Here is a 15,605-nt window from a genome sequence, read left to right on the forward strand (position 1 = left end):
GGAGACAGTCTGGCGGAGCCGGGCGATCACGGCAACACACAGCCTGCCCGAAGCCGCGTGAATGCAGGGCCATCAAGTGCCTGGCCCTGTACCGGAAAGAGCACCGGCCACCCGTGGGCGGCCGGTGCGGGAAGCATCAGGCAGCGACGATGTTCACGATCTTGCCGGGGACGATGATGATCTTGCGCACCGTCAGGCCTTCCATGAACTTGGCGGTGTTCGGCTCGGCCAGGGCCAGTGCCTCCACCTGCTCGCGCGCGGCATCGGCGGCCACCTCGATCGTGCCACGCAGCTTGCCGTTGACCTGCACGGCCAGGGTCAGCGCATCGCGCACCAGCGCGGCAGCGTCGGCCTGCGGGAACGGCTGGTCTTCCAACAGCGTCTCGCCGTGGCCCAGCACCTGCCACAGTGCGTGGCTGGCGTGCGGGGTGATCGGATTGAGCAGCAGCACGATGGCCTGCAGCGCTTCCTGGCGTACCGCTCGGCCCTGGTCGCTGCCATCGTCGAACTTGGCCAGCGCGTTCATCAGCTCCATCACTGCAGCGATGGCGGTGTTGAAGCTGTGGCGGCGGCCGTAGTCGTCGCCGACCTTGCCGATGGTTTCGTGGGTCTTGCGGCGCAGCGCCTTCTGGCTGGCGTCCAGCACGGCCGCGTCCAGCGCCGGTACGGCACCGTCGGCAGCGTGCTTCTGTACCTGCGCCCACAAGCGACGCAGGAAGCGGGCCATGCCGTCCACGCCCGCTTCGTTCCACTCCAGCGACTGTTCCGGCGGCGCGGCGAACATCGAGAACAGGCGCACCGTATCGGCGCCGTACTTGCCGACCATCGCCTGCGGGTCCACGCCGTTGTTCTTCGACTTGGACATCTTCTCGGTGCCACCGACCACCACCGGCTGGCCATCGGCGATCAGGGTGGCGCCGGTGATGCGGCCGCGCTCGTCACGCTGCACGTCCACGTCGGCCGGGTTGATCCAGTCCTTGGAACCGTCCGCGTTCGGGCGGTAATAGGTTTCGGCGATCACCATGCCCTGGCACAGCAGGTTGCGTGCCGGTTCATTGCTGTCCACCATCCGCGCGTCGCGCAGCAGCTTGTGGTAGAAGCGGAAGTACATCAGGTGCAGGATCGCGTGCTCGATGCCGCCGATGTACTGGTCAACCGGCAGCCAGTAGTTGCCGCGCTTGTCCACCGCATCACGCGCACCGGGCGAGGTGTAACGGGCGTAGTACCAGCTCGACTCCATGAAGGTGTCGAAGGTGTCGGTTTCGCGCTCGGCCGCGCCGCCGCATTCCGGGCAGGTGGTCTTGCGCCATTCCGGATCGGTCTTGATCGGCGAGCCGGTACCGGCGAAGGCCACGTCTTCCGGCAGCACCACCGGCAGTTGTTCTTCCGGCACCGGCACCGCGCCGCACTTGGCGCAGTAGATCACCGGAATCGGGCAGCCCCAGTAACGCTGGCGGCTCACGCCCCAGTCGCGCAGGCGGTAGTTGACGCGGCGCTGGCCCTGCGCCTTGCGCTCGAAACGCTCGGCCAGGGCTTCGAAGGCCCCCTGGAAGTCCAGGCCATCGAACTCGGCCGAGTTCACCAGCTCGAAGGCACGGTTCTTGTCGCTGTACCAGTCCTGCCAGCGGGTGGCGTCCCAGTTGCGCTCTTCTTCGCTGCGCGGATCCTTCAGCGCGATGACCTGCACGATCGGCAGGCCGTACTTGTTGGCCACTTCGTTGTCACGCTGGTCATGGCCGGGAACGGCCATCACCGCACCGGTGCCGTAGCCCATCAGCACGAAGTTGGCGACCCATACCGGCACCTGCTCGCCAGTGACCGGATGGATGGCGCGCAGGCCGGTGTCCATGCCGCGCTTTTCCTGGGTTTCCAGCTCGGCCTCGGACACGCCGCCCTGCTTCAGGTCGGCCAGCAGTGCCGCCAGTTCGGGGTTGTTCTTCGCCGCGTGCAGTGCCAGCGGATGCTCGGCGGCGATCGACACGAAGGTCACGCCCATCACGGTGTCCGGACGGGTGGTGAACACGCGCAGCGGGTCCAGCACGCCACCGTCGACATCACGCACGTCGAACTGGATTTCCAGGCCCTCGGAACGGCCAATCCAGTTGCGCTGCATGGTCTTGACCGATTCAGGCCAGCCGTCCAGCTCGTCCAGGCCGTCCAGCAGCTCCTGGGCGTAGTCGGTGATGCGCAGGAACCACTGCGGGATCTCGCGCTTCTCGACCAGCGCACCGGAGCGCCAGCCGCGGCCATCAATGACCTGCTCGTTGGCCAGCACGGTCTGGTCGACCGGGTCCCAGTTCACCACCGCGTTGCGGCGGTAGGCCAGGCCCTTGCGCATCAGGCGGGTGAACATGCGCTGCTCGTGGACGTAGTAATCCGGGCGGCAGGTGGCGAATTCGCGCGACCAGTCGATGGCGTAGCCCAGCGACTTCAGCTGGGTGCGCATGTGATCGATGTTCTTGTAGGTCCACGCCGCCGGCGCGGTCTTGTTCTTGATTGCAGCGTTTTCCGCCGGCAGGCCGAATGCGTCCCAGCCCATTGGCTGCAGCACGTTGTGGCCGGTCATGCGCTTGTAGCGGCTGATCACGTCGCCGATCGTGTAGTTGCGCACATGACCCATGTGCAGCGCGCCGGACGGGTACGGAAGCATCGACAGGCAGTAGTACTTCGGCTTGTCCGAGGCTTCATCGACCTCGAAGGCACGGGTGGCATCCCAGTACTGCTGGGCGGCGGATTCAACCTGCTGCGGATCGTAAACGTTGGGTTCGACGCTGGTCATGTAACACGCGGTTGCGGCGGCAAAGCGGTACAGCGTACCGCAGTGCGGCAAATGGCTCCAATCCCGCCCGCCCGACGCAGGCGCCGCCAGCGCCCGGAACCTGTCTCAGCGTGGCCGCGACAGCGGCAGGGCCAGCGCCAGCCAGACCGCCCAGCAGGCAAAAGCGACCCGCTGCGCCAGCGGTGCCGGCAGTACGCCCTGCAGGGCGAAAGCCGCCAACGCCGCCAGTACGCCGCAGGCAACCGCCACCCCGCCCAGCGCGCGGCCGCGCGCCTGGCGCAGCTGGGAGATGCCCAGCAACAGGGTGCCGGCGACGAAGCCCAGCACCCAGACCATCCAGGCACTGGCGTGCAGCTGGCTGGCCGGCCCGTGCAGATCGTCCACGTCCAGCGGCAGCAGGCCCATCGCGGCGAACGCCAGCCCGGCCAGCAACAGCATCTGGCTGCCGACCCGCGGCGCCCAGCTGGCCGTGGCCGGCAGGCGCCGGCGCAGGCACTCGGCAACCACCACCGCCAGCAGGCCCGGCAGCACGAAGCCCAGCAGATTGAAGGCCAGGGCGTGCGGCACGCCCTGCGCACCCAGCAGCGCCACAGGGTGGCGCGCCTGCGCGTAGCCGTCCAGGCCGGCGCCGAAACCCAGCACCGCCACTACGAACAACAGCGCGGCAGCCAGACCGGACAGGCGCAGCAACGGTGACAGGGGCGACATGCGGGCTCCGGAAACGACGTCTATGGGAAGGCTGCATTGTCAGGTATTTGCCGCAACCCGGGTTGAGACCGGCATCGATCGTCACCATAGAATCGGTCTCCAGACGCCAAGCGATGCCTCCCCCATGACCGAGACGACCTACGTATTTGACGCCACCACTGCGACTTTCGAGGCCGAAGTCCTGCAGAAGTCGCTGCAGACCCCGGTTCTGGTGGACTTCTGGGCGACCTGGTGCGGGCCGTGCAAGACCCTGGGGCCGATGCTGGAAAAGCTGGCCGCTGAGTACAACGGCGCCTTCGAGCTGGCCAAGGTCGATGTCGACGCCGAACAGCAGATCGCCGCCGCTTTCCAGATCCGCTCGGTGCCCACCGTGTTCCTGGTCAAGGGCGGCCAACTGGTGGACGGCTTCCCCGGCGCCATTCCCGAAGGCCAGCTGCGTGAGTTCCTGGCCCAGCACGGTGTGGTGCCGGCCGATGCTGGTGACACCCTCACCGAGGACGACGCGCCGCTGGACCCGCAGGCACAGGTGGACGTGCTGCGTGCGCAGATCGCCGCCGAGCCGGACAAGGATGAGCTGAAGCTGGACCTGGCCCTGGCCCTGCTGCAGATCGGCGGCGTGGACGAAGCCGGCACGCTGATCGATGGCCTGCCGGCCAACCTGGCCACCGATGATCGCGCCGTGCGTGGCCGCGCCCGCCTGGCATTTGCCGCTGCGTTGAAGGACGCCCCGGCCGCCGAGGTGCTGGAAGCGCGAATTGCCGCCGACGGCAAGGACCTCAAGGCCCGCCACCTGCGCGGCGTGCAGCTGCTGCTTGGCGGCCACGACGAAGCCGCGCTGGAACAGTTCCTGGAAATGCTGCGGATCGACCGTGGTTTCGAGGAAGGGCTGCCGCGCAAAGCGCTGATCGACGCCTTCAATGTGATCTCCGACGAGGACCTGGTCGGGCAGTACCGCCGCCGGATGGCGTCCCTGCTGTTCTGAACGGGAACCCGCTTCGTTCAGAATCCCTGCACTGAACGCGGGCAATAATGCGCGGGATGGCGGCCGTACGGTCGCCACGATCCGTTCGGGGGGATGAGGTCGGGGCCATGGGGTCTTGCAGCTGCGCCCCCGCATTGCCGGGATTGCCAACTGTGACCTTCGTCCGCTCGCTGTCGTTTGCCATGCGCTTCAAGGGTGCGCTGCTCTGCGCCCTCCTCCTGCTGCCGACCGTGGCTGCGGCCCAGGACTGGAACTACCGGGTCCGCCCCGGCGATACCCTGTGGGACCTTGGTGGCGTTTACCTCAAGCCCTCGGTGCGCTGGCAGCAGCTGCAGCAGCACAACCGCATCGACAACCCCTACCAGTTGCCGCCCGGCCAGCTGCTGCGTTTCCCGATCAGCTGGCTGCGCATCGAACCGGCGCCGGCCCGGGTGCTGTCGGTACGCGGCAAGGTCGAACTGTCCGGCGCCGATGGCAGGGCTACCCGCGCCATTCTGGCCGGCGAGCAGTTGCACATCGGTGACACCATCGAGACCGAAGGCGATTCCAGCGTCACTCTCGAATTTGCCGATGCCTCGCGCCTGCAGTTGCGCGAATATTCCCGTTTGCGCCTGGACCAGCTCAGCCGCTACGGCCACACCGGTATGGTCGACACCCGCCTGCGCCTGCAGCAGGGCCGCGCCAGCAACCGCGTGACGCCAGCCCGCGGTCCTGCGTCGCGTTACATCATCGACGCACCCACCGCGACCAGCAGCGTTCGCGGCACCGTGTTCCGGGTCAGTGCCGGCGACACCCAGCATGTTGCCGCCACTGAAGTCCTGCAGGGCAAGGTACAGGTCGGCAACAGCCATGGCCGGCAGCTGGTCAAGCCTGGCCACGCCAGCCGCAGCAGCAGCGCCGATAGCGCGCCCGATGCGGTCTCCGCCCTGCTGCCTGCGCCGCAGCTGCGCAACGATGAACTGCGCCTGGCGCCGCTGCCGACCCGACTGGCCTGGGAGCCGGTCGACGGCGCCGCGCAGTACCGCGTTGAAGTGGTACAGGCGGCGACACCGGAGATCCTGCTGTTCGCCGCCACCACCACCGACACCCGCCTGTCGATCGGCGACCTGCCACCGGGCCAGCTGCGCATCCTGCTGCGCGCCGTCGATGCCCAGGGCGTGGAAGGCCTCGATGCCAGTGCCGATTTCGAACTCAGCGACCAGCCGCCACCGCCGTTGACGGTCGCACCGCTGCACGGCCAGACGATCAACAGTGACCGCCCGCGTTTCCGCTGGAGCCAGGCCCCCGGCGCGCACAGCAGCGTGCTGCAGATCGCCGCCGAACCGACCTTCCAGCAGCCGTTGCAGGAACAGACCACTCAGAACACCGACCTGCGCCTGGCACAGCCCCTGCCGCCGGGCCAGTACTTCTGGCGGGTGGCCTCGCGCGATGGCAACGAACACCAGGGCCGCTACGGCCAGGCACTGCCGCTGCAACTGAGCAATGAACCGGTCGATCCCGCCCTGCAACCACCCGAAGCCGCGCATGGCGCGCTGACCCTGCGCTGGCAGGCCGGCAGCGAGGGCCAGCGCTACCGGGTGCAGGTGGATCGCCATGGCGACTTCAAGGCGCCGCTCGTCGACGAAACCGTGACCGAGCCGCAGGTCAGCTTCAAGCGGCCGTGGAGCGGCACCCTGCACGTGCGCGTGCAGTACATCGATGACGACGGCCACGCTGGCGAGTATTCCCCTGCCCAGCAGATCAAGCTGCCCTGCCGCCTGTGCTACGGCGCCGGTGGTGGCGCCCTGCTGCTGTGGTTGTTGTTGTGAGGCGGTCGCCGCTTCCATGGTCGAAGCGGATCGTGCTGGCGCTGCTGGCAGGAATACTGACGATCGTGGCCAGCCATGGCCAATGGTTGTGGCGACAGGACGAAGCCGCCTACGACGCCATGGTCGGCAATTGGGATTACCGTCCCGATCCCAGCGTACTGATCGTGGCCATCGACGAGGGCAGCCTGCAGCGCATCGGCCAGTGGCCATGGCCGCGCTCGATCCATGCGCGGTTGCTGGATCGCCTGACCGATGCCGGTGCCGAGCGCGTGGCGCTGGACCTGATGCTGTCCGAACCTGATCGCCGTGACAGCCGCCAGGATGAACAGTTGGCGGCGGCCATCCGGCGCAACGGCAGGGTCGTGCTGCCAGTCCTGGCGGCGCCCGCAGCGGGTGATCGCATGGCCGAGGAAATGCTGCCGATTCCACGGATCGCAGCCAGCGCGGCGGCGATCGGCCATACCGACGTCGAAGTGGATGGCGATGGCGTTGCCCGCGGCGTGTACCTGCACGCAGGCATCGGCCGCGCGCACTGGCCTGCACTCGGGCTGGCGCTGGCCGATCTGCCGCCGGGCGCGGTACGCGGACTGCCCGATCCCGATCCTGGCGTGAACTCGCCCTATCAATGGCGGCGCGACGACTACGTGCGGGTGCGCTACGCCGGCCCACCCGAACGCCTGCCCCAGGTTTCCTACGCCGACGTGCTCGATGGCCACGTGGACATGGCCATGCTGCACGGCCGTCGCATCGTGGTGGGCATGACCGCCAGCGGCGTCGCGCCGCGGCTGCTGACCCCGACCACCCGCGAATTCTGGATGAGTGGCAGCGAGTACCAGGCCAACATTGCTTCGATGCTGCTGCAGCACAAGCAGATCGACCTGCTGCCCCGCCTCTGGCAGCACGCCATCAGCGGCGTGCTGGTGGCACTGTGCGTGATCCTGCTCGGCTTGCGCCTGCCGTGGCTGGCTGCGCTGTGCTCGCTGCCGCTGGCGCCGCTGCTGAGCTGGCTGCTGCTGCGCGCCTGCGACCTGTGGTGGGCCCCGGCCAGCGCCATGCTGGGCATCACCCTGGTACTGCTGGCCTGGGCGACCTGGCGGATTTCGGCCTGGCACCGCCAGGCCAACCGCGATGCGCTGACCGGCCTCGGCAACCGCCTGCGCTTCGAGCAGTCGCTGCAGCAGGAATGCGATGCGGCGCGGCGCAGTGGCAAGCCGCTGAGCCTGGCGCTGATCGACGTCGACCATTTCAAGCGCCACAACGACCGCCACGGCCATCAGGTCGGCGACCGCGTGCTGCGCGATGTCGCGCGCCTGATCGGTGCGCATGCACGGCGCCCGCGCGACATGGCCGCACGCTATGGTGGCGACGAATTCGCGCTGGTGCTGCCGGATACGCCGGCCGAAGGCGCGCGCCTGGTGATCGAAGACCTGATCGCCTGCGTGCGGGCGTTGCCGGCGCCCGGTGAAGGCAGCGACGCCGGCGTCACCCTCACCATCGGCGTGTTCACCCGCGTGCCGGACGGCGAGCTGCAACCGCACGACTTCGTCGAAGGTGCCGACACCGCCCTGTACCAGGCCAAGGCCAACGGGCGCGACGGTTACGTGATCGACGGCGAGGCCTGAACACCGGCCCAGGTGCAACATACGCATGCGAATGGCTAGACTGTAGGCCTCGCCCTGCGCCCCCCGGACCCGCATGAACGCCCGCCTGTTCCGCTTCGGCATCAACCTCTGGCCGCCGTTCCTGTTCACCGGCATCCACGTCACCCGGGTCTCGCCGGACTACCGGCAGATCGACGTCGAACTGCGCATGCGGCCCTGGAACCGCAACTACGTCGGCACGCATTTCGGCGGCAGCCTGTTTGCGATGACCGATCCGTTCTGGATGCTTGGCCTGCTGCACATCCTCGGCCGCGACTACTACGTGTGGGACCGTGCCGGTGCGATCGATTTCCTCAAGCCCGGCCGCGGCACCGTACGTACGTCGTTCCGCATCGATGACGCACTGCTGGACGAACTGCGCGCCGAAGCGGCCAGCGGCGACAAGGTGCTGCGCTGGTTCAGCAACGACGTGGTCGATGAAAGCGGCGAAGTGGTCGCACAGGTACGCAAGCAGGTCTACCTGCGGTTGAAACCACACGCACGCTGATCGGCGGCATCGGCGCTATTCTCTGCCTCCCCGCCATGGAGGCTCCAATGCGCCCGTTCGCCCTTGCTGCACTGCTGACCCCGCTGTCCTTCGCCGCCCACGCACTGGATGTGCCACCGGTGCAGTACCCGACGCTGCCGGCGCAGGCGGCCGATGCGGCCGGCTTCGTGCCCAAGGGCTGGACGCTGGAAACCCGACTGGAAGGTGACCTCGACCACGATGGTCGCGCCGACCTGGTGCTGGTGTTGCGCCAGCAGGACCCGCGCAACGTCATCGAGCACGATGGCTTCGGTCCTTCTCCGTATGACAGCAATCCGCGCATCCTCGCCATCGCCTGGTCGCGCCCGTCCGGCTACGTGCTCGCGGCGCAGGACCACAAGCTGATTCCGCGCCCGGAAAGTCCCGTGCTCAGCGATCCGCTCGAAGATGGCGGCGTCAGCATCCAGCGCGGCACGCTGAGGGTGGCGTTGTTTTCGTTCGCCAGCGCAGGCAGCTGGTCGATGGGCACGACCGCGTTCACCTTCCGCTGGCAGAACGGCGCCTTCGCCCTGATCGGCTATGACCGCGATTCGGTGATGCGCAACTCCGGGCAGACCGAGTCGTTGAGCGTCAACTTTTCCACCGGCAAGGTGAAACAGGTTGAAGGCAGCATCGAGACCGATACCGACAGCGTGCGCTGGCAACCGCTGCGCAGCAGTCGGCGCTGGACGCTTGAAACGGTCGGCGATGGCTGGGGATTCGATCCGTTGGTCGGGGCCGGTTGAACCTGCCCTCAATCGCGTGCGGCGGTTGAAGGCGCACCTGCGGCCAGTGGTACCGACAGCCAGGCGCTTTCATCGTTGCTGCGCGGCGGCGAGCGGCGTGGCACCTGCAGGCGGCTGCCATCGGCCGACAGGCGCGGGGTGCGTACCGGCGAGCGGAACTGCGCGGGCAACCGCTGCAGTGCATCGACCGGATCACCGGCCTGCTGGCGCAGCCAGCGTTGTGCACCCAGCAGGCGCAGCATCGCCGCAGCGTCCTGGGTCCGGGACGAATACGCGGGATAGATCGGCGCCGCAATGTCGGTCAATACGCAACCCATGACGTTGGACAGGCAACCGAAATCCCGCTGCGGCGGTGCCTGCACCGGCAACGGTCGATCTGCTTCCAGCGCCGCCATGGCGGTGGCACCACAGGCCCAGCCGAGATTGCCGGCCACGCGTGCCAGGGTGCTGCTGCGGTCCAGCACCAGTACGCCGCCGAATTCGCTCGCCGAGGTTTCAATCGCTGCCCGGCTCATTGCGTACTCCCCCTGTGTCGCGCGGCACAGACTTTGTTCGTCAGCCCGCATCGGCTGCATCGCCTGCTCGCACTCGACCGGCAAGGGATGGTCGGCGGGCAGTTCCACCAGCATGTCGGCCAGCAGCTGGGCGTTGGCCTGGACCAGGCTGGCACCGACGATGCTTTCGACCAGGTAGCTGCCCCCGGGCACCAGCCGACGGCCCAGCTGCAGGCCACGGCAACTGCCGCGCAACGCACCCTCGACGTCGCCCTGCACATAGGCCAGCGCGCGGGCGCTGGTGGCGTCCACCACCAGGCCATAGGTCGGCAACGGGACGAGAATGCCCTCGCCCTTCGGCTGGAATGGGGACACGAAGTGGTCCGCTTCAGCCAGTTGGTCCAGGCGCGTGTGCAACTGCTGGTGCCCGGCGTGGGCGTCCACGAAGGGTTGCGGGTCGGCGCGCACCTGGGCCAGGCAGTTGCTGGCGGTCGGCCCGCAACTGGCACCCGGCCGTGAGTGCAGCTCGGCGTGGCTGGCTGCCAGGTGGGTCTGGCCAATACTGCCGCCCCGCGGGTCGGCCGCCCAGCGCCGCGCGTCCTCGGCCAGCGCCTGCTCACGCTGGCGGGCATCCAGCCCGTCAAACGGAAGCGTCCACAACAGCGCATAGCCATTGCGCCCGGTCGCCGGCAGGCGCGCCTCCAGTCGCTGCTGCGCCAGCACCCTCGATTCGGGCACGGGCCACATGCGCGAGGCGCACCACACCACGATCGCCAGCACCAGCAGGCCGCCCAGGGTCCAGCCCAGTCCGCGCAGGATCTTCAACACAGCTTCCCTTCCATGTGCCGTTGCCGCAGTCGATCACCCAGCGTAATCGACCAGCAGTGACCGCTACAATGCGCGCATGTCGCTCGAAGCCCCCGCCCTGGTCCCCCGCCCCTCCCTGCAGCGCCTGTTTCTCACCGGCCTGCTGACCCTGCTGCCGATCTGGCTGACCTGGGTCGTGGTCAAATTCGTGTTCGTGCTGCTGTCGGGCATTTCCAGCCCGCTGGTGGTGCCATTGTCCGAGCAGATCGCGACAAACTTCCCGCATTATCTCGGTTGGGTCCGTGCCGAGTGGATCCAGGACATCATCGCCCTGCTGGCCACCCTGCTGGTGATCCTGGCGGTGGGCGTGGCCAGCCGCCGCGTGCTCGGCCAGCGCCTGCTGCGCTGGGTCGGCGCGGTCATCAAGCGCATTCCACTGGCCAGCATCATCTACGACAGCGCCAAGAAGCTGCTGGACATGCTGCAGACCGAGCCGGGCAGCACCCAGCGCGTGGTGCTGATCGACTTCCCGCACCGCGACATGAAGTCGGTCGGCCTGGTGACCCGGGTCATCAAGGAACACGGCACCGATCGTGAGCTGGCCGCGGTATACGTGCCGACCACGCCGAACCCGACCTCGGGCTATCTGGAGATCGTGCCGGTCGAGCTGCTGACCCCGACCGACTGGACCGTGGACCAGGCGATGAGCTTCATCATCTCCGGCGGCGCGGTTGCCCCGCCCACCGTGCCGTTCACCCGCGCCGGCGATCGCGCCGAATGACCGCGGCGCCATTCGAGCGCCCGCTGCAGGATCGTGCGGTCCTGTTGTTCATCGTGCTGGCCGCGTTCTTCTGCGGCAACGCGGTGCTGGCCGAGCTGATCGGGGTGAAGATCTTCGCCCTCGAAGACACGCTCGGCATCGATCCGCTGAACTGGAACCTGTTCGGCCAGACCGGCTCGCTCAGCTTCACCGCCGGGACCCTGTTGTGGCCGGTGGTGTTCATCATGACCGACACCATCAACGAGTTCTTCGGCAAGCGCGGCGTGCGCTTCATCTCGTGGCTGGCGGTGGTGCTGATCGGCTACGGTTTCCTGTTCGCCTTCGCAGCGATCTCGCTGGCACCGGCCAGCTGGTGGGTAACGTCGATGAACGGCTACGGCGTGCCCGACTACCAGGCCGCGTTCGCTGCGGTGTTCGGCCAGGGCATGTGGACCATCGCCGGCTCGCTGGTGGCCTTCCTGCTCGGCCAGCTGATCGACGTGGCGGTGTTCCACCGCATCCGCCAGGCTACCGGTGAGCGCCACGTGTGGCTGCGTGCGACCGGCTCGACCGCGATCTCGCAGGTGGTGGACAGCTTCGTGGTGATCTGGATCGCCTTCGTGCTGGGCCCGCAACACTGGCCGACCTCGCTGTTCCTGGCAGTCGCCAGCGTCAACTACGTGTACAAGATGGGCTTTGCGATTGCCCTGATTCCGTTGCTGTACCTGATGCGGCGGGCTATCACCCGCTATCTGGGCGCCGATCGCGCCGCCGCACTGCGTGCCGCCGCCGCGGCTGACTGAAGCCCCAGCGCCACCAAGCTGACTGCGCCTTCACGCTGGCCGTACGCGCGCGGATCGTGCAAGCTCCACGGTCTGTGTTCCACGGAAGCTTCTTGATGCCGTATTCCCCCCGCGCCCTGGCCGCCGCCATTGCCGCGTTGTTCCTGTTCAGTGCCGTGCCGTCGGCCGAAGCAGCGAAGAAGAAGGCCAGCCGCCCTGCCGCCGCGCAGACTCGCCAGGCCGCCAAGCCCAAGGCCAGGCCCGCCCGCGCCACCGCGCCGGCCCGTGGCAGTTCGGCGCGCCGCGCTGCGCCACGTCCCGTCGCACCGGCCCGCGCCGTGCCCAAGCAGGTGCAGCTGGAGCGCCTGTACGACGAGTACTGGGATGCCTCGATGCGGTTGAATCCGCTGCAGGCCACCTTCCAGGGCGAGACCCGCTACAACGACCAGCTGCCCAACATCCTGTCCCCCACCTGGCGCCAGCAGTCGCACGACTTCACTACCGAATGGCTGGGCAAGGTCGAGAAACTCGGCAATGACGGCCTGCAGGGCCAGGACCTGCTCAGCTACGAGATCTTCGTGCGCGATGCGCGCGCCTCGCTGGCCGCCGAGCGTTACCCGAGCTGGATGATGCCGATCAGCCAGTACTACAACGTCGGCAGCATCATGGCGATCCTCGGTTCCGGTGCCGGCGCGCAGCCGTTCAATACCGCGCAGGACTACGACACCTGGTCGCGCCGCTCGCTGGGCATTCCCGAGCTGTTCGACCAGGCCATCGACAACATGCGGCAGGGCGTGAAGGCCGGCGTGGTGCAGCCGCGCGACCTGATGGAGAAGGTTATTCCGCAGTTGGATGCAGTGATCAAGCCAACCGCTGAGGAGAGCATCTTCTGGTCGCCGATCCGCACCATGCCGAACACCATCGCAGCCGAGGACAAGGCGCGTATCAGTGCTGAGTACAAGCGCATGATCGAACTGCGCATCATGCCGGCCTACCGTGCCCTGCGCGGCTTCATCGCCACCGAGTACCTGCCGGCCACCCGCGCCAGCAGCGGCTTGGGCGCATTGCCCGATGGCCAGGCCTGGTATGCCAACCTGATCGTGCAGACCACCGCCAGCGACCAGACCGCCGCGCAGCTGCACGCGCTGGGCGAGCAGCGCGTGCAGGAGCTGCAGGCTCAGATCGCCACGGTGATGAAGGACGCCAAGCTGCGCGGTACGCCGTCCAAGCTGCTGCGCAGCATGCGCAACGACCGCCAGTTCCAGTACGGCGACGCCAATGCGTTGATCAACCGCTATCGCCAGGTGCAGCAGCAGGTCAACGCGCGCCTGCCACAGGTGCTGGACACCCTGCCCAAGTCCACACTGGAAATACGCGCGGTGGAGCCCGAGCGTGCACTCACCTCCGCTGCGGCGGCCTACCAGCCGTCGCCGGCCGGGCAACCAGGCCTGCTGTACGTCAACACCCGAGACCTGCCCAGCCGCAAGCGTTGGAGCGTGCCGGTGCAGTACCTGCATGAAGCCATTCCCGGCCACCACGTGCAGCTGGGCCTGCAGCAGGAACTTGCCAAGCTGCCGCGCTTCCGCCGCCTGGGTGGCGACCTTGCCTTCGTCGAAGGCTGGGGCCTGTACGCGGAAACCCTGGGCGAGGATCTCGGCATCTACACCGACCCTTATGACCGCATCGGTTATCTGTACTCGCGCCTGCTGCGCGCCGCGCGCGTAGTGGCCGACACCGGTGTGAACGCGCAGGGCTGGAGCAAGCAACAGGCCGTGGCCTACCTGCAGAAGACCGTGGACATGAGCAGCGATGACGCCAACGCCGAAGTCGAGCGGATCATGGCCCAGCCCGGCCAGGCGCTGTCCAACGTGGCCGGCCTGACCACCATCGTGGCCCTGCGCGACAAGGCCAAGGCACGGCAGGGCGCAGCCTTCGACCTGCGACGTTTCCACGCCGAACTGCTGAAGGACGGCTCGATGCCATTGGACGTACTGAGCCGCAAGATGGAACGCTGGATGGCGCAGCCGGCCAGCACCACGCCCACGCCTTCGCCCTGACCCCTCTGGAGCCGTCATGCGCCCTGCCGTCGCCCTGTTCGCTGCCGTGCTGGGCCTGCTGCCTCTGGCGGGCGCCGCCGCACCGGTGCTGACCCCACCGGATACGGGCATCGACGGCCTGATGCAGGCCTACGACGGCCAGGTGCCCGGCGCCGCCGTGCTGGTGCTGCACGACGGCAAACCGGTGTTCCGCCGCGGCTATGGCCTGGCGGTGGTGGAAGACCGCACCGCAGTCACTCCGGCCAGCAACTTCCGGCTGGCCTCGGTCAGCAAGCAGTTCACCGCCGCGGCTGTGCTGCTGCTGGTGGAGGATGGCCGGCTTGGGCTCGACCAGCCGGCCCGACGTTGGCTGCCGGAGCTGCCCCCGGTGGCGGCGGACATCACGATCCGCCAACTGCTCTCGCACACCAGTGGCCTGCTCGATTACGAAGACCTGATGGACCCGGCCGGCACCCGCCAGGTGCACGATGCCGATGTGCTGGCCCTGCTGTCGCGCGCGGACCGCTTGAACTTCGCACCCGGCACGCAATACCGCTACAGCAACAGTGGCTACGCGCTGCTGGCGCTGATCGTCGGCCGCGCCTCCGGCCAGGATTTCGCGGGCTTCCTGCAACAGCGGATCTTCCGCCCGCTGGGCATGGCCCATACCGTGGCCCACCAGGACGGCGTCGATGTGGTGGCTCAGCGCGCCTATGGCTACAGCGAGCTGGACGGCCACTGGCAACGCACCGACCAGAGCACCACCAGCGCCGTGCTGGGTGATGGCGGCATCTATTCCTCGCTGGACGACCTCGCCCGCTGGGATGCCGCGCTGTATGACGACCGCCTGCTGTCGAAGGCCTCGCGCCGCGCGATGTTCAGCCCGGCCACGTCGACGCCCGAAGCCGACGTGCCGCACTACGGCTTCGGCTGGCGCCTGAACGGGCCGGTGCAATGGCACAGCGGCGAGAGCATCGGTTTCCGCAACGTGATCGTGCGCCATCCGGAAAAGCACCTGACCGTGATCGTGCTGAGCAACCGCAACGACCCCGAACCCTATCCGCTGGCGCAGAAGATTGCCCAGCGCTGGCTGGACACCCTGCAATGAGCGATGACGCCTGCGCCCTGCTGGGCATCCACCACGCCGCACTGATCTGCAGCGACTACGCGCGCTCGAAAGACTTCTACGTGCGCATCCTCGGCCTGCGCGTGCTGGCCGAGAACCACCGCAGCGCGCGCGACTCCTGGAAGCTGGACCTGGCACTGCCCGACGGCAGCCAGCTGGAACTGTTCTCCTTCCCTTCCCCGCCGCCCCGTCCCAGCCGCCCGGAAGCCCAGGGCCTGCGCCACCTCGCATTCCGCGTCGCCATGCTGGAACCCTTCATCGAGCGCCTGGCCGCGCATGGCATAGCCTGCGAACCGATCCGCGTGGACGAATACACCGGCCGCCGCTTCACCTTCTTCGCCGACCCCGACGACCTGCCGCTGGAGTTGTACGAGATCGCTTGAGCGTGTGTGTCGGGGTCAGATCCCTTTT

Annotated in this window: 13 protein-coding genes; 10 read left to right on the forward strand and 3 right to left on the reverse strand. The window is 67.9% G+C overall.

Going from position 1 to position 15,605, the window contains the following annotated elements; genetic code table 11:
- Positions 1–136 precede the first annotated feature (136 nt).
- Entirely contained in the window at positions 137–2,779 is a 2,643-nt protein-coding gene (gene leuS / locus V9K93_RS16700) for a leucine--tRNA ligase (RefSeq protein ID WP_295378712.1), read from the reverse strand.
- Positions 2,780–2,884: 105 nt separating this feature from the next.
- Positions 2,885–3,487: a DUF998 domain-containing protein gene (locus tag V9K93_RS16705; protein ID WP_308518030.1), complete on the reverse strand. Its 603-nt coding sequence runs from the start codon at positions 3,485–3,487 to the stop codon at positions 2,885–2,887.
- A gap of 124 nt (positions 3,488–3,611) precedes the next feature.
- On the opposite strand from V9K93_RS16705, the gene trxA reads away from it, so the two are divergent.
- From trxA to V9K93_RS16730, 5 genes are all read left to right on the forward strand, one after another.
- Positions 3,612–4,469, forward strand: a complete 858-nt coding sequence (gene trxA / locus V9K93_RS16710) for a thioredoxin (protein WP_046983556.1) — start codon at positions 3,612–3,614, stop codon at positions 4,467–4,469.
- 107 nt (positions 4,470–4,576) lie between these two features.
- Positions 4,577–6,277, forward strand: coding sequence for a FecR family protein (locus V9K93_RS16715; protein ID WP_308518031.1), 1,701 nt, complete (start codon positions 4,577–4,579; stop codon positions 6,275–6,277).
- Positions 6,274–7,899 carry a CHASE2 domain-containing protein gene (locus tag V9K93_RS16720; RefSeq protein ID WP_046983554.1) on the forward strand — a complete coding sequence of 542 codons (1,626 nt, stop codon included), beginning with the start codon at positions 6,274–6,276 and terminating at the stop codon, positions 7,897–7,899. Before V9K93_RS16715 ends, V9K93_RS16720 begins: the two co-directional genes overlap by 4 nt.
- A 73-nt stretch (positions 7,900–7,972) precedes the next feature.
- Positions 7,973–8,425, forward strand: a complete 453-nt coding sequence (locus V9K93_RS16725; protein ID WP_046983553.1) for a DUF4442 domain-containing protein — start codon at positions 7,973–7,975, stop codon at positions 8,423–8,425.
- 47 nt (positions 8,426–8,472) lie between these two features.
- The gene (locus V9K93_RS16730) at positions 8,473–9,189 is read left to right on the forward strand and encodes a hypothetical protein (RefSeq protein WP_046983552.1); all 717 of its coding nucleotides are present in this window, start codon (positions 8,473–8,475) and stop codon (positions 9,187–9,189) included.
- Positions 9,190–9,197: 8 nt separating this feature from the next.
- Here V9K93_RS16730 and V9K93_RS16735 read toward each other — a convergent pair whose 3' ends face one another.
- The gene (locus tag V9K93_RS16735) at positions 9,198–10,511 is read right to left on the reverse strand and encodes a hypothetical protein (RefSeq protein ID WP_337302904.1); all 1,314 of its coding nucleotides are present in this window, start codon (positions 10,509–10,511) and stop codon (positions 9,198–9,200) included.
- A gap of 76 nt (positions 10,512–10,587) precedes the next feature.
- On the opposite strand from V9K93_RS16735, the gene V9K93_RS16740 reads away from it, so the two are divergent.
- From V9K93_RS16740 to gloA2, 5 genes are all read left to right on the forward strand, one after another.
- Positions 10,588–11,271 carry a DUF502 domain-containing protein gene (locus V9K93_RS16740; RefSeq protein WP_046983550.1) on the forward strand — a complete coding sequence of 228 codons (684 nt, stop codon included), beginning with the start codon at positions 10,588–10,590 and terminating at the stop codon, positions 11,269–11,271.
- Positions 11,268–12,053: a queuosine precursor transporter gene (locus V9K93_RS16745; protein ID WP_046983549.1), complete on the forward strand. Its 786-nt coding sequence runs from the start codon at positions 11,268–11,270 to the stop codon at positions 12,051–12,053. Before V9K93_RS16740 ends, V9K93_RS16745 begins: the two co-directional genes overlap by 4 nt.
- 95 nt (positions 12,054–12,148) lie before the next feature.
- Positions 12,149–14,089: a DUF885 domain-containing protein gene (locus V9K93_RS16750; protein WP_046983548.1), complete on the forward strand. Its 1,941-nt coding sequence runs from the start codon at positions 12,149–12,151 to the stop codon at positions 14,087–14,089.
- Between the two features lie 16 nt (positions 14,090–14,105).
- Positions 14,106–15,176, forward strand: a complete 1,071-nt coding sequence (locus V9K93_RS16755; protein ID WP_046983547.1) for a serine hydrolase domain-containing protein — start codon at positions 14,106–14,108, stop codon at positions 15,174–15,176.
- Positions 15,173–15,577 carry an SMU1112c/YaeR family gloxylase I-like metalloprotein gene (gloA2, locus tag V9K93_RS16760; RefSeq protein WP_046983546.1) on the forward strand — a complete coding sequence of 135 codons (405 nt, stop codon included), beginning with the start codon at positions 15,173–15,175 and terminating at the stop codon, positions 15,575–15,577. Before V9K93_RS16755 ends, gloA2 begins: the two co-directional genes overlap by 4 nt.
- Positions 15,578–15,605: the final 28 nt, after the last annotated feature.

It is taken from the genome of Stenotrophomonas sp. CCNWLW162 (assembly GCF_037203745.1).
Taxonomy (GTDB): domain Bacteria; phylum Pseudomonadota; class Gammaproteobacteria; order Xanthomonadales; family Xanthomonadaceae; genus Stenotrophomonas; species Stenotrophomonas maltophilia_AQ.

What these genes read in the sequence shown, in the direction of transcription:
- V9K93_RS16730 (WP_046983552.1), top strand. Translation starts at nt 8,473, where the DNA reads ATGCGCCCGTTCGCCCTTGCTGCACTGCTGACCCCGCTGTCCTTCGCC.
- gloA2 (WP_046983546.1), top strand. Translation starts at nt 15,173, where the DNA reads ATGAGCGATGACGCCTGCGCCCTGCTGGGCATCCACCACGCCGCACTG.
- V9K93_RS16705 (WP_308518030.1), bottom strand. Translation starts at nt 3,487, where the DNA reads ATGTCGCCCCTGTCACCGTTGCTGCGCCTGTCCGGTCTGGCTGCCGCG.
- V9K93_RS16715 (WP_308518031.1), top strand. Translation starts at nt 4,577, where the DNA reads ATGGGGTCTTGCAGCTGCGCCCCCGCATTGCCGGGATTGCCAACTGTG.
- V9K93_RS16745 (WP_046983549.1), top strand. Translation starts at nt 11,268, where the DNA reads ATGACCGCGGCGCCATTCGAGCGCCCGCTGCAGGATCGTGCGGTCCTG.
- V9K93_RS16750 (WP_046983548.1), top strand. Translation starts at nt 12,149, where the DNA reads ATGCCGTATTCCCCCCGCGCCCTGGCCGCCGCCATTGCCGCGTTGTTC.
- trxA (WP_046983556.1), top strand. Translation starts at nt 3,612, where the DNA reads ATGACCGAGACGACCTACGTATTTGACGCCACCACTGCGACTTTCGAG.
- V9K93_RS16755 (WP_046983547.1), top strand. Translation starts at nt 14,106, where the DNA reads ATGCGCCCTGCCGTCGCCCTGTTCGCTGCCGTGCTGGGCCTGCTGCCT.
- leuS (WP_295378712.1), bottom strand. Translation starts at nt 2,779, where the DNA reads ATGACCAGCGTCGAACCCAACGTTTACGATCCGCAGCAGGTTGAATCC.
- V9K93_RS16740 (WP_046983550.1), top strand. Translation starts at nt 10,588, where the DNA reads ATGTCGCTCGAAGCCCCCGCCCTGGTCCCCCGCCCCTCCCTGCAGCGC.
- V9K93_RS16725 (WP_046983553.1), top strand. Translation starts at nt 7,973, where the DNA reads ATGAACGCCCGCCTGTTCCGCTTCGGCATCAACCTCTGGCCGCCGTTC.